This window comes from Roseibium litorale (assembly GCF_014842915.1).
Lineage (GTDB): Bacteria > Pseudomonadota > Alphaproteobacteria > Rhizobiales > Stappiaceae > Roseibium > Roseibium litorale.
The window spans coordinates 40302-62676 of sequence record NZ_JACYXI010000002.1 but is presented as its reverse complement, the minus strand read 5'-3'; the positions used below and the strand labels follow the sequence as shown (position 1 = coordinate 62676).

General features: G+C 61.0%; 22 protein-coding genes. 6 read left to right on the top strand and 16 right to left on the bottom strand.

From position 1 onward, the window contains the following. The first annotated feature begins 3 nt into the window (after positions 1-3). The 4 genes from IG616_RS04315 to IG616_RS04300 all read left to right on the top strand — a co-directional run bounded on the left by IG616_RS04315 (position 4) and on the right by IG616_RS04300 (position 2312). Entirely contained in the window at positions 4-501 is a 498-nt protein-coding gene (locus IG616_RS04315) for a CinA family protein (RefSeq protein ID WP_192146843.1), read from the top strand. Positions 502-598: 97 nt separating this feature from the next. Beyond that, positions 599-1075, top strand: coding sequence for a hypothetical protein (locus IG616_RS04310; RefSeq protein ID WP_192146841.1), 477 nt, complete (start codon positions 599-601; stop codon positions 1073-1075). 168 nt (positions 1076-1243) lie between these two features. Beyond that, on the top strand, positions 1244-1717 hold the full coding sequence (locus tag IG616_RS04305; protein WP_192146839.1) for a hypothetical protein: 474 nt from the start codon (positions 1244-1246) through the stop codon (positions 1715-1717). A gap of 214 nt (positions 1718-1931) precedes the next feature. After that, a complete protein-coding gene (locus IG616_RS04300) occupies positions 1932-2312 on the top strand; it encodes a hypothetical protein (protein ID WP_192146837.1) in 381 nt (126 codons plus the stop codon). 216 nt (positions 2313-2528) lie between these two features. Here IG616_RS04300 and IG616_RS04295 read toward each other — a convergent pair whose 3' ends face one another. The 12 genes from IG616_RS04295 to IG616_RS22970 all read right to left on the bottom strand — a co-directional run bounded on the left by IG616_RS04295 (position 2529) and on the right by IG616_RS22970 (position 12917). After that, positions 2529-2990, bottom strand: a complete 462-nt coding sequence (locus IG616_RS04295) for a type II toxin-antitoxin system RatA family toxin (RefSeq protein WP_192146835.1) — start codon at positions 2988-2990, stop codon at positions 2529-2531. Between the two features lie 18 nt (positions 2991-3008). After that, entirely contained in the window at positions 3009-3983 is a 975-nt protein-coding gene (gene lipA / locus IG616_RS04290) for a lipoyl synthase (protein ID WP_192147227.1), read from the bottom strand. 54 nt (positions 3984-4037) lie between these two features. Then, positions 4038-4475, bottom strand: a complete 438-nt coding sequence (locus tag IG616_RS04285) for an acyl-CoA thioesterase (RefSeq protein WP_192146833.1) — start codon at positions 4473-4475, stop codon at positions 4038-4040. Positions 4476-4532: 57 nt separating this feature from the next. Next, positions 4533-4769 carry a GlsB/YeaQ/YmgE family stress response membrane protein gene (locus tag IG616_RS04280; protein ID WP_192146831.1) on the bottom strand — a complete coding sequence of 79 codons (237 nt, stop codon included), beginning with the start codon at positions 4767-4769 and terminating at the stop codon, positions 4533-4535. Positions 4770-5058: 289 nt separating this feature from the next. After that, complete coding sequence (gene lpdA, locus IG616_RS04275) at positions 5059-6504, bottom strand: dihydrolipoyl dehydrogenase (protein ID WP_192146829.1); 1446 nt, start codon at positions 6502-6504, stop codon at positions 5059-5061. A gap of 144 nt (positions 6505-6648) precedes the next feature. Beyond that, on the bottom strand, positions 6649-7287 hold the full coding sequence (locus IG616_RS04270) for an SGNH/GDSL hydrolase family protein (RefSeq protein WP_192147226.1): 639 nt from the start codon (positions 7285-7287) through the stop codon (positions 6649-6651). 26 nt (positions 7288-7313) lie between these two features. Next, the gene (locus IG616_RS04265; protein ID WP_192146827.1) at positions 7314-8681 is read right to left on the bottom strand and encodes a pyruvate dehydrogenase complex dihydrolipoamide acetyltransferase; all 1368 of its coding nucleotides are present in this window, start codon (positions 8679-8681) and stop codon (positions 7314-7316) included. Positions 8682-8699: 18 nt separating this feature from the next. After that, complete coding sequence (locus IG616_RS04260; protein ID WP_192146825.1) at positions 8700-10082, bottom strand: pyruvate dehydrogenase complex E1 component subunit beta; 1383 nt, start codon at positions 10080-10082, stop codon at positions 8700-8702. Positions 10083-10097: 15 nt separating this feature from the next. Then, a complete protein-coding gene (gene pdhA, locus IG616_RS04255) occupies positions 10098-11150 on the bottom strand; it encodes a pyruvate dehydrogenase (acetyl-transferring) E1 component subunit alpha (RefSeq protein WP_192146823.1) in 1053 nt (350 codons plus the stop codon). Between the two features lie 177 nt (positions 11151-11327). Then, positions 11328-11669, bottom strand: a complete 342-nt coding sequence (locus IG616_RS04250) for a septum formation initiator family protein (protein ID WP_192146821.1) — start codon at positions 11667-11669, stop codon at positions 11328-11330. Between the two features lie 127 nt (positions 11670-11796). After that, on the bottom strand, positions 11797-12495 hold the full coding sequence (locus IG616_RS04245) for an RES family NAD+ phosphorylase (protein ID WP_246476111.1): 699 nt from the start codon (positions 12493-12495) through the stop codon (positions 11797-11799). Between the two features lie 2 nt (positions 12496-12497). Next, positions 12498-12917 (bottom strand): antitoxin Xre-like helix-turn-helix domain-containing protein, encoded by a 420-nt coding sequence (locus IG616_RS22970; RefSeq protein WP_192146819.1) that lies wholly within the window; start codon positions 12915-12917, stop codon positions 12498-12500. Between the two features lie 215 nt (positions 12918-13132). Between IG616_RS22970 and IG616_RS04235 the strand changes: the two genes are divergently transcribed. Beyond that, positions 13133-14710: a Na/Pi cotransporter family protein gene (locus IG616_RS04235; RefSeq protein ID WP_192146817.1), complete on the top strand. Its 1578-nt coding sequence runs from the start codon at positions 13133-13135 to the stop codon at positions 14708-14710. Positions 14711-14730: 20 nt separating this feature from the next. On the opposite strand, the gene IG616_RS04230 is transcribed toward IG616_RS04235, so the two are convergent. The 4 genes from IG616_RS04230 to IG616_RS04215 all read right to left on the bottom strand — a co-directional run bounded on the left by IG616_RS04230 (position 14731) and on the right by IG616_RS04215 (position 19798). Beyond that, complete coding sequence (locus IG616_RS04230; protein WP_192146815.1) at positions 14731-15606, bottom strand: LysR family transcriptional regulator; 876 nt, start codon at positions 15604-15606, stop codon at positions 14731-14733. After that, on the bottom strand, positions 15603-15872 hold the full coding sequence (locus IG616_RS04225; protein WP_192146813.1) for a hypothetical protein: 270 nt from the start codon (positions 15870-15872) through the stop codon (positions 15603-15605). Before IG616_RS04225 ends, IG616_RS04230 begins: the two co-directional genes overlap by 4 nt. A gap of 60 nt (positions 15873-15932) precedes the next feature. Further along, on the bottom strand, positions 15933-19418 hold the full coding sequence (mfd, locus tag IG616_RS04220) for a transcription-repair coupling factor (protein ID WP_192146811.1): 3486 nt from the start codon (positions 19416-19418) through the stop codon (positions 15933-15935). A gap of 62 nt (positions 19419-19480) precedes the next feature. After that, positions 19481-19798: an FAD assembly factor SdhE gene (locus IG616_RS04215; RefSeq protein WP_192146809.1), complete on the bottom strand. Its 318-nt coding sequence runs from the start codon at positions 19796-19798 to the stop codon at positions 19481-19483. Between the two features lie 240 nt (positions 19799-20038). Here IG616_RS04215 and recG point away from each other — a divergent pair, with 240 nt between their 5' ends. Beyond that, the gene (gene recG, locus IG616_RS04210) at positions 20039-22141 is read left to right on the top strand and encodes an ATP-dependent DNA helicase RecG (protein WP_192146807.1); all 2103 of its coding nucleotides are present in this window, start codon (positions 20039-20041) and stop codon (positions 22139-22141) included. Positions 22142-22375 lie beyond the last annotated feature (234 nt).

Below are 22375 nucleotides of genomic sequence, written 5' to 3'. Positions count from 1 at the left end.
ATCATGACGGACTGGACATCGCTGACAGCAGAAGCAGCCAGCATTCTCGATGCGGCAAGGGCGCGCGGCCTGATGATCGCAACGGCGGAATCTTGCACCGGCGGCTTGATCATCGGCACGCTTACGGAAGTGGCCGGTTCGTCCGATGTTGTCGACCGGGGCTTCGTTACCTATTCAAACAAAGCCAAGATGGACATGCTTGGCGTGCGTGAAGAGACCTTGAAACGTTTCGGTGCGGTCAGCAGGCAAACCGCAATCGAAATGGCCGAGGGGGCTCTGGCGCGCTCAGCGGCCGATCTGGCGGTGGCCGTCACCGGCATCGCCGGCCCTGGCGGAGGGACGGATGAGAAACCGGTCGGAACAGTTCATCTGGCGCTTGCCCGCAAGAACAGGGACACCCGGCACATGCGTGCGCTCTTTCCAGCTTCTGGCCGTGACGGGATCCGCCTGGCGACGATCGCGCAAGCATTCGAACTTCTTTCAAATTCGATACACTCCTGAACGTTTCGCTTACATTTGACTTGTAGACTGCTTAATGAGCGATCCTAACCTTCCGCGCTTGCGTGACGGCATGCGTCTGAAATCATGCAGGAAGACCATGAGACAAGTCTTGGCGTTTTCGGTTTGCAGCGTGCTTCTCTTCGCAGAGGCCTTTGCTCAGAACGCCTTCGATGCGGACGAGTTCTCGATGATCTCCCGGGACCGGCAAGGCACCTTCCTTGGCAGCCACAAGATCTTCAAGCGTCCCTCCAAAGGCCTGAAGAAAGTGTCCTACTGCCAGCAGGAATACTGGATCAGGCCCTACACGGTGGCTTGGGCACAAACAGAGGTCGAGAACAAGAGGATCGTCCGGGTTGAATACAGCGTCGGACGGGGCTGGAGACCGATTTGTGCCAATCCGCAGACACAAGTCACTCTTGCGGACTTTGGCATCAATCAGGATGCTTCAGAGGTCATCTATTTCGGCGGCATCCGGGTGCCCACTCAGGGCGAAACTATTTTCGGCGCGATGAAACGCAGCTTTGCCCCGCCCAAGGCGGATGAAAAAGCCACGGGCTCCTATCACGCCAAGTGACCTCCTTGCCTGGCTAGTCTTCCCCTTGTAATTTTTGCACAATTCATAAAACTTTAGGTTTCCGCGAAATCATTCCGCGAAACGCATGTGCTATCGTGAAGGTTGAATAAGAGTAATCAGGACACCGTTCGTCGGGCCTGTGTCTCAACTGCGAAGGATAGAGCATCCATGCGAACCCTTGTCTGGGCCGCCTTAGGGACTTGCCTTTACGGCGTGGCGGCGCAAGCAGCTCCGCAGGTTGGAAATGGCGACTTTTACCTGATTTCCCGCGACTACAACGGCCAGTTCCTGGGTAGCCACAAAATTTTTGACAAGCATGCCGAGGGAATGCGGCAGGTGTCCTATTGTGGCCGCAGTTATTGGATAAGACCGGTTACAGTTGCCTGGACAGAAGTTGAAGTCGAGAACAACAACATTGTCCGCGTCGAATATAATTTCGGGCGCGGCTGGCGGCCAATTTGCAGTGAACCGGAGAAACAAGTCACCCTCCGGGATCTGGGGATCGAAAAGGACGCCCGCTACGTTCTTTACAGCAACGGCTCGGATCTGGATGACACCCAGAAGCACCGTTTCACCGCGATCCGGAAAGCCTTCGAGGCGCCCGATGGAAAGTCGAGGTCTAAAGCGACCTATCATGACTGACAGGCGCGAACAGGTTTTAAGGGCATAAGCAAAAGGACTGCCGCGAAGACGGCGCCCGCTCAAGCCCGGCACAGACCGCATGAAGCAAATGAGGAGCGCAAGGATGTGGCGCAACCGGTCAGAATCAGACACTGCCGCTCCAGGCAAAGTCTGGCTGATGCTGGCTGCGGCATTTACCCTTCTCCCTTGGCTGCTTCTTTCCCCCCAAGCTTCTATGGCTGACCCCGGCAACGGTCCTCCTGACGATTTTTACATCCGCTCGACGAGCCGCTCGGGGCAGTTTCACGCCTACCATCAAATCCTGGCACAGCCACATAAGGGCTTCATCAAGGCGACCTATTGCAACCGTTCTTTCTGGGTGCAGAAAGACACGGTGATCTGGACGCAGTTCGAGGCGGAAGCGGGACGAAAGCTGGTCGTTGAGTCCAATGACATGAATGAACGCCGCGTTCTGTGCGAGAATCCCCAGACACAGGTCACCCTGGAGGATTTGGGGCTGAATGATCTCGAACTGGCACGTCTGCGTCAGGAAAAGGATGGCGTTGGCGGCAACCGCCTGAAGATCATCGGCGAGGCTTTCAAGGGGTTCAAGTAGCCTCGTTAAACTCCTCGGCCACAGGCCTCCTGCCAGCCCGCAGGACGCGGCGGACAGTCCGCCTGGAGTCCATCCTTCGAGACGGGCTTTCAGCCCTCCTCAGGATGAGGGAGTGGCGCACTTTCTTGATTTCTTTCAATACGGAGACCCTCATCCTGAGGAGCAGCGAAGCTGCGTCTCGAAGGATGGGCTGCTTGCTTCTGAACCTATCAGAAATCAGATCTGACGTGTGCCATAGACCGCATCGGCACGTTCCTCGAAGGCCTTGGAAAACTTCCTGAACGCCTTGTCGAACATCGCGCCCATCAGCGTGCCGAGTGTGCGGCTCTTGAATTCATAATCAATGAAAAAACCGACGTCGCACTGGCCTTCACCCTGATCGGTAAAGGTCCACTGGTTGTCCAGATGACGGAACGGGCCGTCGAGATACTGGACCAGGATCTTGTTCTCGGCCGGAACCAGCTCCACGCGGCTGGTGAAGGTTTCCTTGAACATCTTGTAGGCAACCGTCATGTCCGCCACGAGAACGGAGCTGCCGTTCTCCAGCTCCTTGCGCCCGCGCACATGCAGCGCCTGGCACAGGGGCACGAATTGCGGGTATTTCTCGACGTCCGCAACAAGGGTGAACATGTCGCGGGCCGTATGATTGACCCGCTGGATGTTGCTGAAAGATGGCATAACTGACCGCGATCCGCCTTAGAAACCCTGGCGGGCCTGACGGGCTGCCTTCAGCTCGGCAAAGTCTTCACCGGCATGGTGGGACGAGCGGGTCAGAGGGCTGGCGGAGACCTTCAGGAAGCCCTTTGCGTAAGCGATCTTTTCGTAAGCCTTGAATTCTTCCGGCGTCACGAAGGACATCACCGGATGGTGCTTCTTCGACGGCTGCAGATATTGGCCGACGGTCAGGAAATCCACATCCGCGACGCGCAGGTCGTCCATAAGCTGAAGCACTTCGTTGCGCTCTTCGCCGAGGCCGACCATGATGCCGGACTTGGTGAACATGCCAGGATCCAGCTCCTTCGCGCGCTGCAACAGACGGATGGAATGGAAGTAGCGCGCGCCCGGGCGGACCTTGAGGTACTTGGAGGGCACGGTTTCCATGTTGTGGTTGAAGACGTCCGGCTTGGCTTCGATGACGATTTCAAGGGCGCCGTCCTTGCGCAGGAAATCCGGCGTCAGCACTTCGACGGTGGTCGAAGGCGACTGCTCGCGGATGGCCTTGATCACATTGGCAAAATGGGTCGCGCCGCCGTCGTCCAGATCATCCCGGTCAACCGAGGTGATCACCACGTGCTCCAGCCCCATGCGGGCGACAGCCTCGCCGATGGAGGCCGGCTCGCTCTCGTCGACTGCGCCCGGCATGCCGGTGCGCACGTTGCAGAAGGCACAGGCGCGGGTGCAGGTGTCACCAAGGATCATGAAGCTGGCGTGCTTTTTCGACCAGCATTCCCCGATGTTCGGGCAGCCGGCCTCCTCGCAAACGGTCACAAGGCCGTTCTTCTTCACAATGTCATGGGTTTCCCGGTAGACGGGCGATGTCGGCGCCTTGACGCGGATCCACTGCGGCTTGCGCTGAACCGGATTGTCGGGCCGGTGGGCCTTTTCCGGGTGGCGGGGCCGTTCATTGCGCGCATCTGTGCCGCGCGAAAGCGTGTCGACGATCGTAACCATGGGCTTCACATGTCGCTCTTCTGAAAAAAGGTCAAGGCTTCTTTCGCATTCCTGCTATGCGTCCACGCCGTCAATCAGGCACGCGGAAAACCGCTCGCGGGCCAAATCGGACAGGCGCTGGGATTTGCGCGTCGTCTTGTTCATCTGGACGATAACGGTCTTGGCCCGCGCCACCGGCTTTCCGTCCTGAAAGACCATCTGGCCGAAAGCCACCGAACTTGTGTTGACGCTCAGGACGGTGGTGCCGATCTGCACCATTCCCGGCCAGCGGATTTCGCCCAGATAATCCAGCTCCAGCCGGACGATCACAAAGCCGCAATCCTCGGAGAGTACCTCCTCCCGGTCGCCCATGAGCACTTCCACGCGCCCGGTTTCCAGGAAGGTGGAGAACACGGCATTGTTCACATGGCCCATCGCGTCGCAATCGCCATAGCGGATCTTGTCTTCGGCCTTGTAGGGATAGGCCTCAAGGCTTTCGGGAAGTTTGTTCAAATCGCGGCCTTCCGGACGTCACTGGACCCATTTGGGACTGGCTGATCCAAGGTGTTCTCAGAACACCTTTCTCCAGATGAAGAGGAACAGGATCGCACCAAGCGTGGCAACAACCAATTGGTCGAGGAAACCGCCGGTGACATTGAGCCGCAGCATATGCGCCAACTCGCCGCCGACCAATGCGCCGACCAGACCGACAATCAGGCTGCCCAGAAACCCGCCCCGGCTGTTCAGCACCCGGTGCGCAACCGCACCTGCAATCAGGCCGATGATGATCCAGAGAATGATGCCCATTAACGTGTTTCCTTTAAGGCTTGTGGCGGTTGGACTTGCTCCCGTCTCCCCCCTTGCGGGGGAGATGTATCCGTAAGGAGACAGAGGGGGGTATAAGCCCTTCCGAGCATCGTGGCTGTGCTCAACATGCGGAAGCATCACCCCCCTCTGTCAGCTATCGCTGACATCTCCCCCGCAAGGGGGAGACGGGAGAATGCCGCCCCGCTTTCTCTCAGATTGAACGCCGTTTCAAACCATTACCACCATAAACAAAGACCGGCAGGAGCCCGCCGGTCTTCAGACTGCCAAATCAGGCGTTCAGCACCCGGCCGTAGGCGTCGAGCACGCTTTCCTTCATCATTTCCGACAGGGTCGGATGCGGGAAGATCGTGTGCATCAGGTCTTCCTCGGTCGTCTCCAGGTTCATGGCCACAACGAAGCCCTGGATCAACTCGGTCACTTCAGCCCCCACCATATGGGCACCGATCAGCTCGCCGGTCTTCTTGTCGAAGATGGTCTTGATCAGACCGTTGTCCTCACCCAGTGCGATGGCCTTGCCGTTGGCGCCGAAGGAGAAGCGGCCGACGCGGATGTCGCGGCCCTCAGCCTTGGCCTTGGCTTCCGTGAGACCGACAGAGGCGACCTGCGGATTGCAATAGGTGCAGCCCGGGATCTTTCCCTTGTCCATGGCATGGACATTCGGCAGGCCTGCGATCTTCTCGATGCAGACAACGCCTTCATGCTCGGCCTTGTGCGCCAGCATCGGCGGGCCTGCCACATCGCCGATGGCATAAAGGCCCGGCACGTTGGTCTTGCCGTAACCGTCGATGACGATGCAACCGCGGTCGGTCTTCACGCCAAGCGCTTCCAGACCCAGGTTTTCGATGTTGCCGACAACGCCGACGGCGGAGATCAGACGGTCGGCGGTGATTTGCTGAACCTTGCCGTCCTTGGTTTCCACATGAGCCGTGATGGAGTTCGAACCCTTCTCAACCTTGGCAACCTTGGCTTCGGTCAGGATCTTCAGCCCGCGCTTTTCCAGTGCCTTGCGGGCGATTGCGGAGATTTCCGCATCTTCCACCGGCATCACCTGCGACATGACTTCCACGACCGTCACATCCACGCCCATGGAGCGGTAGAAGGAGGCGAATTCGATGCCGATGGCACCGGAGCCCATGACGACCAGAGACTTCGGCATGAAGTCCGGCTTCATGGCTTCAAAGTACGTCCAGATCAGCTTGCCGTCCGGCTCGATGCCCGGCAGGGCGCGCGGACGGGCGCCGGTGGCGACGATGATGTGCTTGGCCGTATAAGTGCCCTCACCCTTGACGCCCTTGGGCACCGGGTTCTGCGGCTGGACAGCTGGCTTGGAGGAGGCGCCGACGACGATCTCACCCGGCTTGGTGAGTTTGGCTTCGCCCCAGATCACGTCGATCTTGTTCTTCTTCATCAGATAACCGACACCGCCGTTAAGGCGGGCGGAGACGCCGCGCGAGCGGGCCACCACGTCCTTGACGTCGGCGGTCATCTTGCCTTCCAGCGTCAAGCCATAGGACTTGGCGTGATTGGCGTGGTCCATGATCTCGGCGGAGCGCAGCAGCGCCTTGGTGGGGATGCAGCCCCAGTTGAGGCAAATGCCGCCCAGATGCTCGCGCTCGACAATGGCGGTCTTCAGGCCAAGCTGCGCTGCGCGGATGGCGGTGACATAGCCGCCGGGGCCGGAACCGATGATAAGGACGTCATAATTGTTCGACACGGGACACCATCTCCTTGGACTGGAACCGGGCATTCGCCCTGGTCCACTTGTGCGGGACAGGGCCAGAGGCCACCCGTCCCGTGAATGTGTGTTCTTGGAGCCGGAACCGGCTCTAAAAGGCCTGCCAGCCAGCAGGCAGAAACGTCAGATCAGCAGCATTGCCGCCACGATGGGCGCGACAGCCGCACCAATCGCACGGGTCTCAGCCACATCCAGATGCACACCATCGACCGGGCTCGGCTTGGCAACCTTGGACACATCCAGGAAGCCGCAGCCGGTCTCGTCGGCAAGAAGCTCATAGCGGGCGGCAAGCTTCTTCACTTCCTTCCGCTTCAGGGACATGAACTCGTCCATCTCCTTGTCGCCCGTCTTGCAAATATGCGGCGGGGACAGGATCAGGATTGACGGGGTCTGGCCCGCCACGCCGAAGTCATGGGTCTGGATGATCTGAACCAGCCGCCGCATGCCGCGCTCGGCGGCAATGGCGGTCTGGCCCAGATATTCCTTCAGGTCGTTGGTGCCGAGCATCAGGATGACCAGATCCAGCGGCGCATGGGACTGCAGCAGGGTCGGCAGGATTTTCGCCCCGTTGCGGTCCGCAGCGCTGGTGTGATCGTCAAACACGGTGGTGCGCCCGCCCAGTGCTTCCGGAATGACCCGTACGCCATGACCGAGGGACTTCTGCAGCACAGAGGTCCAGCGGTCTTCATAGGCATGCCGGGCGCCGGTTTCGGGGTCATGGCCCCAGGTCAGCGAATCCCCGAAACACAGGACGGACTTCATCACCATTGTTGCCTTTCAAGCCTTGCTCAGACGAGCATGGACATCGGGTTTTCGATGTAGCCCTTGAAGGCCGCCAGCAGTTCCGCGCCAAGCGCACCGTCCACGCAGCGGTGGTCGGTGGAGAGCGTGACGGTCATGACGGTGGCAACAGCCAGAGCGTCGTTCTTGACCACCGGGCGCTTCTCCCCTGCCCCGACCGCAAGGATCGTGGCATGCGGCGGGTTGACGACCGCGGCGAAGTTCTTGACGCCCATCATGCCCATGTTGGACACGGCGGTGGTGCCGCCCTGATACTCTTCCGGCTTGAGCTTGCGCTCCTTGGCCCGCTTGCCCATGTCCTTCATCTCGTTGGAGATGACCGACAGAGCCTTTTCTTCCGCCTTGCGGATGATCGGGGTAATCAGACCGCCCGGGATCGAAACGGCAACGCCGACATCGGCGTGCTTGTGCTTGACCATGGCATCATCGGTCCACGACACATTGGCGTCCGGCACATCACGCAGGGCGAGCGCCAAAGCCTTGATGGTCATGTCATTGACTGACAGCTTGTAGGCCGGCTTGCCGTCCTTGTCCTTGGGAGCAGCATCGTTGAGCTGAACCCGGAGGGCCAGCAGAGCGTCCAGTTCGCAATCCACGGAGACGTAGAAATGCGGGATGGTCTGCTTGGATTCCTGCAGGCGCTTGGCGATGGTCTTGCGCATGCCGTCGTGGGGAACCAGCTCGTAAGAGCCTTCCTCGAACAGCTTGAGCACTTGATCCTTGGACGGGCCAGTCGGCATGGCGGCGGCAGGGGCCGCTGCGGCGGCTTTCGGAGCCTCTGCGGCAGCCGCAGGAGCTGCCTTGCCGGTTCCGGAAGCAACTGCTGCCTCGACGTCCTTCTTGACGATACGGCCATGAGGGCCGGAGCCGGTCAAAGCCTTGAGATCCAGACCGTTCAGCTGCGCCAGACGGCGGGCCAAAGGCGAAGAGAAGATCCGGCCGCCGTCTGCTCCAACGAGAGTGGTTGGAGACGGAGTTGGGGTTGGTGTCGGGGTCGGCTCTGGAGTCGGTGTTCCCGGACCATCCGTGCTATGGGGCGGACGAGCTACAGAAGCCGGTGCTGCAGCAGCGGGCGCAGCCGCCGGAGCAGAGCCGATAGCACTCGCGTCTTCGCCTTCTGCCAGCAGAATGGCGATCAGCTCGTTGACCTTGACGCCCGCCGTTCCGGCAGGAACGACGATCTTGCCAACGGTTCCCTCGTCCACGGCTTCCACTTCCATGGTCGCCTTGTCGGTCTCGATTTCGGCGATGACATCACCGGCAGAAACCGTGTCGCCTTCCTTCACCAGCCACTTGGCCAGGTTGCCCTCTTCCATGGTCGGAGAGAGAGCCGGCATCGTGATATTGATTGGCATTGAAGCCTCCCTCTCGCCTTAAGCCGTGTAGGTGACGGCCTTGACCGCGTCGATGACCTCACCAACGTTCGGCAGGGCCAGCTTTTCCAGGTTCGCGGCGTAAGGCATCGGAACATCCTTGCCGGTGACGCGCAGGATCGGGGCATCGAGATAATCGAAGGCCTTCTCCTGAACCTGATAGGCGATTTCGGAAGACACCGAGCACATCGGATAAGCTTCCTCGATGGTCACCAGACGGCCGGTCTTGCGGACCGAAGCCAGAACCGTGTCGATGTCCAGCGGACGGATCGTGCGCAGGTTGACGACCTCGGCGGAAATGCCCATTCCGGCCAGCTCATCGGCAGCCTTCATGGTGTAGGTCATGCCGATGCCCCAGGAGACCAGGGTCACGTCGGAACCGGAGCGCTCGACCTTTGCCTTGCCGATCGGCAGGACGAAGTCGTCCATGTCCGGGATCTCGAAGGACTGGCCGTAGAGGATCTCGTTTTCCAGGAACACAACCGGGTTCGGGTCGCGGATCGCGGCCTTCAAAAGGCCCTTCGCATCCGCTGCGGACCACGGCTGGATAACCTTCAGGCCCGGAATATGCGCGTACCAGGACGCATAATCCTGGGAGTGCTGGGCACCCACGCGGGCAGCTGCGCCGTTCGGGCCGCGGAAGACAATCGGAGCACCCATCTGACCGCCGGACATATAGAGCGTTTTGGCAGCGGAGTTGATGATGTGGTCGATCGCCTGCATGGCGAAGTTGAAGGTCATGAACTCGACGATCGGCTTCAGGCCGGTCATCGCAGCGCCGACGCCCAAACCGGCAAAGCCGTGTTCGGTGATCGGGGTGTCGATGACGCGCTTGGCGCCGAACTCGTCAAGAAGCCCCTGGGTGATCTTGTAGGCACCCTGGTATTCGGCGACTTCTTCACCCATGACGAAGACATCGCCATCGCGGCGCATTTCCTCGGCCATCGCGTCGCGCAGAGCTTCGCGGACGGTGGAGGACTTCATCGGGGTACCGGCCGGAATTTCCGGATCTTCGGCGGGTTCGCTTGCAACCGGAGCAGCGGGCACCGGAGCAGCGCTGGAGGCAGGCGCTTCTTCCTTGGCCGGAGCCGGCGCTGCAGCAGGCGCGCTGGCGGCAGCATCCGCAGCGCTCGCATCTTCCCCTTCAGCAAGGAGGATAGCGATCTTCTCGTTGACCTTCACACCTTCGGTGCCCTCGGCCACAAGGATCTTGCCCAGAACGCCCTCGTCCACGGCTTCCACTTCCATGGTCGCCTTGTCAGTTTCGATTTCGGCGATCACGTCGCCTGCAGTCACGGTGTCGCCTTCGGCCTTGAGCCACTTGGCGAGCTTGCCCTCTTCCATCGTCGGAGAAAGAGCCGGCATCAGAATATCAATCGGCATGGTAACTCCCCGGCCTTAGAGCAGAATGTCGGTGTAGAGCTCGGACACATCCGGCTCCGGATCGTTCTGGGCAAATTCGGCTGCCTCGGCCACACGGGCGCGGACATCCTTGTCGATTGCCTTCAGATCGTCCTCTGTTGCCCAGTTGGCATCCAGCACGCGCTTGCGGACCTGCTCGATCGGATCGTGCTCGGTGCGCATCTTCTGCACTTCGTCCTTGGACCGGTACTTGGCCGGGTCGGACATGGAGTGGCCACGGTAACGGTAGGTCACCATTTCCAGGATGTACGGCCCCTTGCCGGTCCGGCAGTATTCCAGAGCGCGTTCGGAGGCAGCCAGAACGGCGCGCACGTCCATGCCATCAACCTGCTCGCCCGGAATGCCAAAGGAGGCCCCGCGCTGGGAAAGGTCTGTGGTGGCGGAGGAGCGCTCGACGGAGGTGCCCATGCCGTATTTGTTGTTTTCAATCACATACACGACCGGCAGCTTCCACAGCTGGGCCATGTTGAAGCTTTCGTAGACCTGACCCTGGTTAGACGCGCCATCGCCGAAGAAGGCCATGGCGACGTTGCCATTGTCCCGGTACTTGTTGGCAAAGCCGAGACCGGTGCCAAGCGCCACCTGGGCGCCGACGATGCCGTGGCCGCCGTAGAAGTGCTTTTCCTTGGAGAACATGTGCATGGACCCGCCCTTGCCCTTGGACAGGCCGCCGCGGCGTCCCGTCAACTCGGCCATGACGCCGTTCGGGTCCAGGTCCATGGCCAGCATGTGGCCGTGGTCACGATAGCCGGTGATCATCTGATCACCGTCCTTCTTGGCCATCTGCATGCCGACGACGACAGCTTCCTGACCGATGTAAAGGTGACAGAACCCGCCGATCAGGCCCATGCCATAGAGCTGGCCAGCCTTTTCCTCAAACCGGCGGATGAGAAGCATTTCACGGTAGGCATGGAGCTCCTGCTCCTTGCTGAACTCCGCGATGGCGGGAGCCGAGTTATCGCCGGCGCCGCGGGACCGGCTTGCGGCTTTTGCGCCAGTGCCGGAAGATGTTCTTTTTGTAGCTGCCATTTCCCTCATCTCAAGCTGACGTTTCCCCATGGAAAGACCAACGGAAAATAACCCGGTCCACTTGTCAATCCAAGCAGCCGCAACTTCCCAGATGCAGTGCGGTAATCGACTGATTTTCCGCAACAATCTGTGTTTAACTGAATTCTGGTTTATTTGGATGTTTTAACAGGAAACCTGTTAATGCTGCTGTTGCAGCGGGCGAGGACGCAGAATTGTGAGTTCGTTAGCCTGGCTCAAGTTGAGGTTCAGGCGCGCGCGCTCGTCGATCATGTCCGGATCAAGGCTTTCCGGACGCAGCAGGCTGACCCTTGCGGTCAGTTCCTGACGCTCTGCAACCAGCTTATCCAGCTGCGATTGCAGATCCGCAACCTCCCGTTCGATCCGGGCGCGCCCGACCAGACCGAACTCCCCATTCAGCGCGTGAAAGCCGAAATAGGCAAGAACAGCGGTCGCAACTGAGGGAATAATCAGACGGCGAAGAAACGATTTCTTGCGCTGACGAGTGGTGGTGACTGGCACGATGATGGACCCAACAAAACACTAGGATGGTCTGACGCCATCATGCGGGCAAGCTGGTTAAGGGAGAGTTGAAGGAATGTGGCAAGGCTGTTGATCCACAGGGCAAAGTGCCGCTAAGCGCCACTGGTCAACGCTCTGAAATCAAAGGCACCGGCACGCCCTGCCATTCGAAGACCCACGTCCGTCCCTGGCGGATGTTCTGCACCAGATTGGGCCGGAAGGCGGCAAGGCATTTGCCACCCGGCCTGCGGGCAGAGGGATAAAGAACCCCGTTACCATCCGCCGCCAGAACCTCCCGCGCCAGCGCCTGGCCCGCAGGGTAGGCCTGATGCGGATCGGCGGCGAGGAAAGCCTCTTCCTTGCACCCGCTCAGATCGTGAAACCGCGTGGTGAAGCCAGCCAAAAGCTCCCGGTAGAAGGTGATGTTCTCAAAGCAGCCGGTTGCCTCCAGCTCGCGCGTGAGATGAAACGTGACCTCGGCCCGCGTGGTTGCGGCTGCATCTTCGCCATAGGCCGCATACCAGGCGCCGCGCTCCGGGCCGTTGAACCGGCCTCCGTCAGCTCGGGTGTAGCAGAAGGCGGCGTTGACATAGGTCCAGCCATAACCATGACGCTCGTTCTGCAGTTCCAGCGGATGAATGCCATCGGGCACGGGCAGTTCACCGGTCTGGCGTGCGGACGTCAGCGCTTCGATCTCAGCCAGAAAGTCCAGCTCCCCGGCGGTGTCCGCCAGCGGCGCCATCGCCGGTTCATCAACATAGGCGGTGGAGATCAGGCGGATTGTTGCTGCGTCGGTGAAGTCCCGGACCGGCAGGTCTTGCAGCATGCTCACACCCCGCCGCGCAGCGCATCAATATGCTGGCGCACCCGGTACATGGCGACGATGCCGCCATTGATCATCACCTCGCAGGGCGTCTTGCCCCGGAAGAGGCCGCCCCGGTTCGGCAACTTGACCCAGCCGTAGGTCAAAGGACCATTGAAGAGCAGCCGCAACCCCTTGAAGATGCCGACAAGCAAACTGATGCGGGTGATCTTGTCCCGGTCGATCTCGCCCTTGTACTTGCCCGACTTCATGCGCCCCCACGTCGCCGGAGACACGTCCAAAAGCGCGGCGGCCTCCTCATTGGTCAGATTCCAGGCCTCAACCAGTCTGGTAACAGCCTTCAAGAGCGTCCCGATTTTGTCCCGGTCAGGCTCGCCAAGCGGCCGGACGACGGGTGCTTCTGGAGCTGCAATTACCGGTATCATGGCCACAAGGCTCCATATGATGTGAAATGTCTACTCATATGATTGGTCTGTTTTCATTTTATTGCAAGGGCAAATCTAAAAGGCTCAGAGCAAGCTAGCAGGATCAGGAAAGACACGGATGCGGCGGATTACCGGTTCCGCCCGCCTGCAGCTTGGGGCTACGCTCAGAGGGACATGAACCGGTTTGCGCAGCGCATCCACCAAACGAGACCTTTATGAACACACATTTCCTTGCGCTGCTTGGCGGGACCGGCATCTTCCTGTTCGGGATGTTCGTCCTGACAGATGCCCTCCGGCAACTTGCAAACGCAAGAATGAGGGCCGTGCTAACCCGCTTCACCAGGTCCCCGTTCAGCGGGGCGGTGGCCGGCATGTTCACCACGGCCATCATCCAGTCTTCCAGCGCGACGATGGTCACCGTGATCAGCTTTGTCGGGGCAGGTCTGATCACCTTCCCTCAGGCATTGGGCGTCATTTACGGCGCAAACATCGGAACAACGATAACGGGCTGGATTGTTGCCCTTCTTGGTCTGAAGCTCAGTCTGGAGACGGCTGCCCTGCCTCTTTTGCTTGTGGCCAGCCTGATGCGGACGGCGGGCAACGCCAGGGTCGCACGCATCGGGCTTGTTCTTGCGGGCTTCTGCCTGATCTTCATCGGCCTCGGCATGATGCAGAACGGCGCCGCCGTGTTCCGCGACTGGCTGACGCCGCAGAGCCTGCCCGCAGACACCTGGCTCGGGCGGTTCTATCTGCTGCTTCTGGGGGCTGTGATCACGCTGATCATCCAGTCATCCAGCGCAGGTGTCGCCATGGCACTGGTCCTCTACAGCGCCGGAAGCGTCACGCTGGCGCAAGGCGCCTCCCTGATTGTGGGGATGGATGTAGGCACCACCGCCACAGCGCTTCTTGCAACATTTGGCGGATCACGGAACATGCGCCGGACAGCCGTTGCTCATGTGGTCTACAACATCATCACCGGCCTGGCAGCCTTCCTGTTCCTGGGGGCGATCACAAAGGCGCTCGGGAGCGTGTTCGCCGCGAACGATCCGGCGGCGCTCGTCACCTTCCACAGCCTGTTCAACATCCTGGGCGCCGTTCTGATGCTTCCGGTCAGCGGCCCCTTCGCCAGGCTGATCATTGCGCTGATCCCAAGCGAGAACGATGCCTTGACGGACGCCCTGGACCGCAGACTGCTTCCAGACACGCTTGCGGCACTCACAGCCGTGCAGACCACGGAAACGCGGATCGCCCGGCGGATCTTTGGGGCCATGGGCGGCAGGCTTAGCGGCACTGCGCATGCGGCCCCGGATGTCTCGTCAGATGCGGAGGTGAGCGTTGCCCTTGGAGAGCTTGAAACCTTCCTGTCCGCGATCAAGGCCGATCCTGATCAGGCCCGTGAGACCAGTCTTTTTTCAGCGCTCCTGCATGAAACCGATCACCTGCGGCGGCTCTTGAGACGTTCGCAAGCCCATGAATTCGTGCCGGTTCTTCTATCCGACAGAAAGCTCCGGCGGGCAGCGCTTGTCCTTGGCGGCCTGCTAAACCGCGCGGCGCAGGACGGAGACAGAACCATTCCTCAGCGCCTTGCCCGGCTGGAACAATGGGTCAACCACCGGACGATGCAGCACCGGCGGGCATTGCTCCTGGGCGAACATGCGGGGATCTATTCCCTGCCCGAAGTCTTTGCCCATACGGACGCCCTGCGCTGGCTGCAACGTTCGCTCCATCATGCGGCACGGATCACCGCCTATCAGGCAGAAGCCCGTACCTTGCTGGAGAACAGAACGCCGTAGCCCTTCATGATCTCAAGACTTCACACGATCTGCCCCGGCCTTCGCCCAGCCAAAACGTCCCGGTAACGGCCAAGCAGGCCGGACAATCTGTCAAGCACCGTGCGAATTTCCGGACGGTGCCGGTCGTCGTCGTTCATCACGATCCACTGGCGGTGTCTGAGACTTCCTATCTCCTCTCCTGCCCGCTCCAAACCGGGTTCCAAATCCCCGGCGACGCAGGGCAGAACCGCAATGCCTGCCCCGGAAAGCGCAAGATCCCTGAGGGACCGCGGCCGGTTGACGGTCGTCATAATCTTGCCGGCAACCTGCTCGTGAGGCCACCGCAGGTAAGCTGAATGGGCATTGTCCCGGTCGACCGCCAGCCAGACCTCAGATCCTGTTGCGGTGCTGTTGCGGGCACGAAAGGGCGCATATGCGACCTCGCCAGCTGAACGTGAAGCCAGGTTGGGCTCCTCAGGTGCAAAGGCCCGGATTCCAATGTCATTCTCGCGATAAGCAAGATTGGCCCGCTGCTCGCCAATCGTCAGTTCGACCCGAAACCCGTCGTGCGGCTGCCAGAGTGTTGAAAAATTCTCGGATATCAGCAGACCGATCCAGGTTCCGGCGGCGATCCGGACCAGCACGTCTCCCTTGGCAGAGCCTTGCCAGGCATCAAGCTTCCGGACCGCGGATTCCATATCCTTCAACTGCTCGAGCAATGCCTGGCCATCGGCTGTCAACTCGTAGCCCGTCTGGCTGCGTAGAAACAACTCGCGCCCAAGACCCTGTTCCAATTCCAGCATTCTACGCCCAAGCGTGGGGGCGCTCATGCCGGAGGCTGTGGCGGCAGCGCTTAAGCCGCCTTTGCGGGCGACAACGAGGAAGAGTTGGTACAGATCCCAGGCGACGTTTTTCATAATTGAAATACATCGCGCAGAATTGGATCTATGTCACCACAAAATAGAAGGACAATAAGAGAGATGGAGTTTACCGGAGAGGTTCCATCATGATCCCGTTTTTCTGCATTGCGTTCCATCGCCGGGATGGCGAACATCCACAGGGCAGGATCAGCCGCCTCAGGGCTGAGGAAAAATTCTACCAGGAAAATGCCGGTTGTGAGTGGAGCGGTCTGAAAGGCCTGTTGCAGCGTTTGTCCAGAGCCATACTGCGCCAGAGGTGACATACCGGCGGCAGAAAGTGACAGCGGGCGAAGCGGACAAGAATCCCGGCAGAAACGCCACGTCTACCCCGCCGCCAGCTTGGCGAGCTTGGCCAGAATCGTTGCTGCGCCCTTGAGCCGTGTGTCGGTCTTTTCCCAGTCGCGGGTGAGCACGACTTTCTGGTCCGGCCGGATCTTGGCCAGCACGCCCTGCTCGGCGATATAGCCAACGAGGGCTGCCGGGTTCGGGAACTCGCTGTTGCGGAAGGTGATGACGATGCCTTTGGGCCCCGCGTCCACCTTCTCCACATTAGCTTTCCGGCACAGCCCCTTGATGAAGACAATCTTCAGGAGGTGCTGCACTTCTTCCGGCATCGGTCCGAAGCGGTCGATCATTTCCGCGCCGAAGGCGTCGATTTCCCCGGCCTCTGTCAGATCGCCGAGACGGCGGTAGAGCGACAGGCGCAGCTGAAGATCCGGCACGTAGCTTTCCGGGATGAGCACGGGCGTGCCGATGTTGATCTGCGGCGACCACTGCTCTTCGCCCATGTCCTCGCCGCCGTCCTTCAGGCTTGCCACCGCCTCTTCCAGCATCTGCTGATAGAGCTCGAAGCCAACTTCCTTGACGTGTCCGGACTGTTCTTCGCCAAGCAGGTTGCCCGCACCGCGAATGTCCAGATCGTGGCTGGCAAGCTGGAAGCCCGCACCTAGGGTTTCCAGCGACTGCAACACCTTCAGGCGGCGTTCCGCCGTTGTGGTCAAGGTCTTCTTGGCCGGAACGGTGAAGAGCGCATAGGCGCGGGTCTTGGACCGCCCAACGCGGCCGCGCAGCTGATAGAGCTGGGCCAGACCAAACATGTCCGCCCTGTGCACGATCAGGGTGTTTGCGGTCGGAATGTCGAGACCGGATTCCACGATGGTGGTGGACAGAAGCACGTTGTACTTGCCCTCGTAGAAGGCATTCATGACGTCTTCCAGCTCGCCCGGCGGCATCTGGCCGTGGGCGACAGCCACTTTCAACTCCGGCACGCTTTCTTCCAGAAACTGCTTCTGCTCGGCCAGATCCGCCAGGCGCGGGCAAACATAGAAGCTTTGGCCGCCGCGGTAATGCTCGCGCAGCAGGGCTTCGCGCACCACCAGCGGGTCGAAGGGCGACACAAAGGTGCGCACCGCCAGTCGGTCCACCGGCGGCGTTGCGATCAGGGAGAGCTCGCGAACGCCGGTCAGGGCCAGCTGCAAGGTGCGCGGGATCGGCGTTGCGGAGAGCGTCAGCACATGTACATCGGACTTCAGCTCTTTCAGCCGTTCCTTGTGCTTGACGCCGAAATGCTGCTCTTCATCGATGATCAAGAGGCCAAGGTCGCGGAAGGTCACTCCCTTGCCGAGCAGCGCATGGGTGCCGACGACGATGTCAACGGAGCCATCAGCCAGGCCCTTCTTGTTCTCGTTGAGCTGTTTTGCCGGCACCAGACGCGAGGCATGGGCCACGTTGATCGGCAGACCGTGGAAGCGCTCTGAGAAGGTACGGAAATGCTGGCGCGACAGAAGCGTTGTCGGCACCACCACCGCGACCTGACGCCCGGACATGGCTGCCAGAAAGGCCGCGCGCAGGGCCACTTCCGTCTTGCCGAAACCCACATCGCCGCAAACCAGCCGGTCCATCGGGCGGCCCGACGCCAAATCGCCAAAGACCGCGTCGATGGCGTTGAGCTGGTCTTCCGTTTCGTCATAGGGAAAACGGGTGGCAAATTCGTCGTAAACCCCGTCCGGCACCTCGACCACCGGTGCGGTCTTGAGAGCGCGGGCAGCAGCCGTCTTGATCAGGCCATCAGCGATTTCAAGAATGCGCTTCTTCAGCTTGGCCTTGCGGGCCTGCCAGGCCCCCCCGCCCAGTTTGTCGAGCTGCGCTTCCGTGTCTTCCGAGCCGTAGCGCGACAGAAGCTCGATGTTTTCGACCGGCAGATAGAGCTTGTCGCCTCCGGCATATTGCAGCTCGAGGCAATCATGGGGCGCTCCAAGCGCCTCAACGGTCTTCAGGCCGATAAAACGCCCGATTCCGTGGTCCACATGGACGACCAGATCGCCTTCCGAAAGACCCGTTGCCTCGGTGATGACATTGGCGCCCTTGCCCTTCTTGCGGCTCTTGCGGACAAGGCGGTCGCCCAGAATGTCCTGCTCGCCGATGAAGGAGATGTCTTCCAGCTCGAAGCCATGCTCGATGCCCAGAACGCAGAGCGCGGTCACAGCCTTCGGCAGCGCGTCGACAGCAGCCAGGGTTTCCACTTCCTTGGCGGCGGTCAGGCCGTGGTCGGAGAGGATCTGTCCGAGACGGTCGCGCGAACCTTCAGACCAGCAGGCGATCACCGTGCGCTTGCCAGCCTTCTGCAAGGTCTTCACATGAGCGGTCAACGCATCGAAGATGTTGATGTCACCGGCAGCACGCTCGGCTGCAAAAGTCCGGCCCTGACGGCCAGCCAGATCCACCACCAGCTTGCCGGAACCCGGCGGCGGGGTGAAAGGATCAAGCGCTGCGCTGGCCCGGTCAGCAAGCACAGCCGTCCACTCGTTGTCACCGAGGTACAGGGCGGACGGCTCGACCGGCATATAAGGCACGGAGCCTGCGCTGCGGCCGCTCTCACGGGCCTCCTGGCGGGCGGCATAATGCTCGCCCACCTGATCGAGACGCTCGCGCACCGCGTCGCCTGCCCGCGCATCCAGAACCACCGGCGCCGCGCCCAGATAGTCAAAGAGGGTTTCCAGCCGCTCATGGAACAACGGCAACCAATGCTCCATGCCCGCATAGCGGCGGCCATCGCTGACAGACTGGTAGAGCACATCGTCACGGCTCGCCGCGCCGAACTGGGCCAGATAGGACCGGCGGAAGCGGGAAATTGATTCTTCCGACAGCACCACTTCGCTCATGGGCACTAGATCAAGGCGTTTGAGCTGCTTCAAGGTGCGTTGGGTTTCCGGATCAAAAGAACGGATCGATTCCAGCGTGTCGCCAAAGAAATCCAGACGGACAGGTTCTTCAGAGCCCGGCGTGAAGAGATCGATGATGCCGCCGCGCACGGCGAATTCACCGGTTTCCCGCACGGTCGAGGTGCGGGAGAAGCCGTTCATGTCCAGCCATGAGGCAATGCCGCCCATGTCGAGCCGGTTGCCCGGCGCCATGGCCAGGGTCTGCTGGCGCATCCACTCCCGGTTTGGCACCCGCTGCACGGCTGCATTGACCGTGGTCAGGAGAAGGGTCTGCTTTGTCTCCGGCAGTCCATGGGCCAGCGCGCCAAGGGCCATCAGGCGGCGGGCGCTGATGCCGGGGTTCGGGGATACCCGGTCATAGGGCAGACAGTCCCAGGCGGGCAGTTGCATCACCTCGACATCCGGCGCGAAGAAGGACAGCGCCTCGGTGATCATCTGCATGCGCGTCGCATCACGGGCGACAAAGACCAGCGACAAGCCCTTGGTGCCACTTTCCGCGAGAATGCGCGCCAGGGCATGCGCCTCTGCGCCGTCCGGCACGCTGGCAAGGGTGATATTGGCCTGGTCCTTCAGCAGGCTTTCAAACACGGCGCTCTTCCTTGTCGCTTGGATCTTGGGTCGCAGAAATATGGGGAAGCCGCAGGAGCAGCTTAAAGATCGCGGGCGGTGATGATCCGTCCGGCGGCGATCTCGTCCTGATGCCAGGTGACGATGCGGCGGTAAAGCGGGCCGTCCCACTCTTCCGGCAGAGGCTTGCGTCCGGTCATCCAGGCATAAAGATCCTGATCGTGGGCTGTCACGATATGCTCCAGCTCGTCCAGCTCGGCCTCATTCAGGGAATCGATATGCACCTCGACGAAACCGCCCAGCAGCAGATCCATTTCCTTCATGCCCCGGTGCCAGCAGCGGAACAGGATGCGCTTGCGGCGGTTGTCGCGTTCTGGCTTTTGGTCGAGAGGCTGTGTCATCCGGGTCCGGTGTCCTTGGCTCGGCGGAATATCTGGTCTCCGGGCAAAACGCGGCTGCGCAATGCGGGAGGCATCGGCGCTATATAGCCCCGTCACGCGCCTATGTCAGCGTCTTCCAATGAAAAATGAGAACATATTGCGTACATCCGTTTCTTCGTGGCACAAGGAGACCGTTCGCTTCACCCTGCGGTCCGCTCCGCAGTCTATCGCCCCGCACCGAACGGAAAGTCCGCTCCTGCCATGCGCCCCTCGGTTCTCGATCCGCTGTTTGCCTCCGTATCGACCCTGCCGGGGATCGGCCCGAAGATTGCGCAGTTGCTGACGGCGTTCCTGTCCACCCAGCCAGGGCGCGAGGCGACCGTCTCCGATCTTCTGTTTCATGCGCCTCATGGGGTCATTGACCGTCGCCACAGGCCGGGCATCGCCTATTGCGAAAGCGGCCAGATCGTTACGCTGGACGTGACCATCGACCGGCACATGCCCGGTCCGCGCGGCGGCAAGGCGCCTTACCGGGTGCTCGCCTTTGACGACACGGGCTCAATTGCCTTCGTGTTTTTCCACCCGCGCCGGGACTGGCTGGAAAAGCAGTTCCCCGTTGGCGAGCGGCGGATCGTCTCGGGCAAGGTGGAATGGTTCAGCGAGAGGCCGCAGATGGTCCATCCGGATTATGTGCTGGCACCGGAAGAAGCCGACGCCATGCCGCCGCTGGAGCCGGTCTATCCGCTGACTGCAGGCCTTTCACCCAAGACATTGCAAAAGGCCGTTGGGGCGGCTCTGACAAAGCTGCCTGCCCTGCCCGAATGGCTGAATGGCCCGCACAAGGACCAGAACCACTGGCCCGATTTTGACGAGGCGCTTCGCCGTCTGCACCAGCCGGAAGAGCAGCAGGACATTGATCCGGAATCGCCCTTCCTGCAGCGGCTTGCCTATGACGAGTTGCTCGCGAGCCAGCTTGCGCTTGCCCTGGTGCGGGCCAACATGCGGCAGCTCGGCGGCATTGTCCGCAAGCCTTCAGGCAAGCTGCAGAAGCAGGTCATCTCAGCCCTGCCCTTCGCACTGACGCCCGGTCAGGTCTCCGCAATCGAGGACATCAACAAGGACCTTGCCGAACCGACCCGCATGCTCCGCCTGCTTCAGGGCGATGTGGGCGCGGGCAAGACCGTGGTGGCACTGGCCGCCCTCGCCCAGGTGATCGAGGCAGGCGCGCAAGGTGCGCTGATGGCGCCAACGGAAATTCTCGCCCGTCAGCATTTCGCCTCCATGGCACCGCTGTGCGAAAAGGTTGGCATCCGGCTCGCGCTTTTGACCGGCAAGGACACGGCCCGCGAACGCCGCCTCACACAGGAAAAGCTGGATGCGGGCGAGATCGACCTGGTGGTCGGCACGCATGCCCTTTTTCAGGGCTCCGTCACATTCAAGGACCTCGGCCTTGTTGTCGTGGACGAGCAGCACCGCTTCGGTGTTCACCAGCGCCTGGCGCTCTCCGCCAAGGGCAAGGGCGTCGATGTCCTGGTCATGACCGCAACGCCCATTCCGCGCACCCTGGTGCTGACATGCTTTGGCGACATGGACGTCTCACGCCTGACCGACAAGCCGGTTGGCCGCAAGCCGATCACAACTGTCTCGGTTTCGCTCGACCGGCTGGACGAAATTATCGGCCGCATCCGTTCGGCCATTGCCGAAGGGCAGAAGGTCTATTGGGTCTGCCCGCTGGTGGAGGAGTCCGAAAAAATCGACCTGGCTGCCGTTGAAGACCGCCACCGGGTTCTGGAACAGGCCCTGCGCCAGAAGGTGTCGCTGGTCCACGGGCGCATGTCCGCAGAAGAGAAGGACGCGGCCATGCAGGCCTTCAAATCCGGCGAGACGCGGGTTCTTGTGGCGACCACCGTCATCGAAGTGGGGGTGGATGTGCCGGATGCCACGATCATCGTGATTGAACATGCGGAACGCTTTGGCCTGGCCCAGCTGCATCAGCTCCGGGGCCGTGTGGGGCGCGGCGACAAGCCCTCGTCCTGCGTGCTGCTCTACAAGGGTCCGCTCGGCGAGACGGCCGGCGCCCGGCTTAACATCATGCGCCAAACCAACGACGGCTTCCTGATTGCCGAGGAAGACCTGAAACTGCGCGGCGGCGGCGAAATTCTCGGCACCCGCCAGTCCGGCACGCCCGGCTTCCGTATTGCCCGCCCGGAAGAGCATGCGGATCTGATGGAAGTGGCCAGAGATGACGCCCGGCTGATCCTGGAAACCGATCCGGACCTGAAAACCCCGCGCGGCGATGCGCTCAGGAGCCTGCTCTATCTCTTCTCCCGCGACGAGGCAATCCGCCTGCTCCGGGCGGGCTGAAGTCTGTTTTTTTTCGCGTGAACGGCTTTCGACAGCCAGTCAAAGGGCAAGCCTTACCTCCCGGCCGTCATCCTCGGGCGTGACCCGAGGATCCATGCCGTTTCGGCTCTTCAAACCAAAGCGGTGCTGTTGCCTCTAGGTTGCGGCATGGATGCCATGGTCAAGCCATGGCATGACGGAGGAGAGGTGTGCAGACCGTCTCGGCCTTCGTTGTCCGAATTTCGCCAAGGAAAG

Excerpts from the sequence above, each read along its gene's own strand:
- IG616_RS04215 (WP_192146809.1), bottom strand. The coding sequence starts at position 19,798 with ATGACACAGCCTCTCGACCAAAAGCCAGAACGCGACAACCGCCGCAAG.
- IG616_RS04270 (WP_192147226.1), bottom strand. The coding sequence starts at position 7,287 with ATGAAGTCCGTCCTGTGTTTCGGGGATTCGCTGACCTGGGGCCATGAC.
- IG616_RS04295 (WP_192146835.1), bottom strand. The coding sequence starts at position 2,990 with ATGCCATCTTTCAGCAACATCCAGCGGGTCAATCATACGGCCCGCGAC.
- IG616_RS04225 (WP_192146813.1), bottom strand. The coding sequence starts at position 15,872 with ATGTCACCTCTGGCGCAGTATGGCTCTGGACAAACGCTGCAACAGGCC.
- IG616_RS04280 (WP_192146831.1), bottom strand. The coding sequence starts at position 4,769 with ATGGGCATCATTCTCTGGATCATCATCGGCCTGATTGCAGGTGCGGTT.
- IG616_RS04310 (WP_192146841.1), top strand. The coding sequence starts at position 599 with ATGAGACAAGTCTTGGCGTTTTCGGTTTGCAGCGTGCTTCTCTTCGCA.
- IG616_RS04230 (WP_192146815.1), bottom strand. The coding sequence starts at position 15,606 with ATGAAAAACGTCGCCTGGGATCTGTACCAACTCTTCCTCGTTGTCGCC.
- IG616_RS04235 (WP_192146817.1), top strand. The coding sequence starts at position 13,133 with ATGAACACACATTTCCTTGCGCTGCTTGGCGGGACCGGCATCTTCCTG.
- IG616_RS22970 (WP_192146819.1), bottom strand. The coding sequence starts at position 12,917 with ATGATACCGGTAATTGCAGCTCCAGAAGCACCCGTCGTCCGGCCGCTT.
- recG (WP_192146807.1), top strand. The coding sequence starts at position 20,039 with ATGCGCCCCTCGGTTCTCGATCCGCTGTTTGCCTCCGTATCGACCCTG.
- IG616_RS04265 (WP_192146827.1), bottom strand. The coding sequence starts at position 8,681 with ATGCCAATCAATATCACGATGCCGGCTCTCTCTCCGACCATGGAAGAG.
- pdhA (WP_192146823.1), bottom strand. The coding sequence starts at position 11,150 with ATGGCAGCTACAAAAAGAACATCTTCCGGCACTGGCGCAAAAGCCGCA.
- IG616_RS04260 (WP_192146825.1), bottom strand. The coding sequence starts at position 10,082 with ATGCCGATTGATATTCTGATGCCGGCTCTTTCTCCGACGATGGAAGAG.
- IG616_RS04245 (WP_246476111.1), bottom strand. The coding sequence starts at position 12,495 with ATGCTGCAAGACCTGCCGGTCCGGGACTTCACCGACGCAGCAACAATC.
- IG616_RS04315 (WP_192146843.1), top strand. The coding sequence starts at position 4 with ATGACGGACTGGACATCGCTGACAGCAGAAGCAGCCAGCATTCTCGAT.
- IG616_RS04300 (WP_192146837.1), top strand. The coding sequence starts at position 1,932 with ATGGCTGACCCCGGCAACGGTCCTCCTGACGATTTTTACATCCGCTCG.
- lipA (WP_192147227.1), bottom strand. The coding sequence starts at position 3,983 with ATGGTTACGATCGTCGACACGCTTTCGCGCGGCACAGATGCGCGCAAT.
- IG616_RS04305 (WP_192146839.1), top strand. The coding sequence starts at position 1,244 with ATGCGAACCCTTGTCTGGGCCGCCTTAGGGACTTGCCTTTACGGCGTG.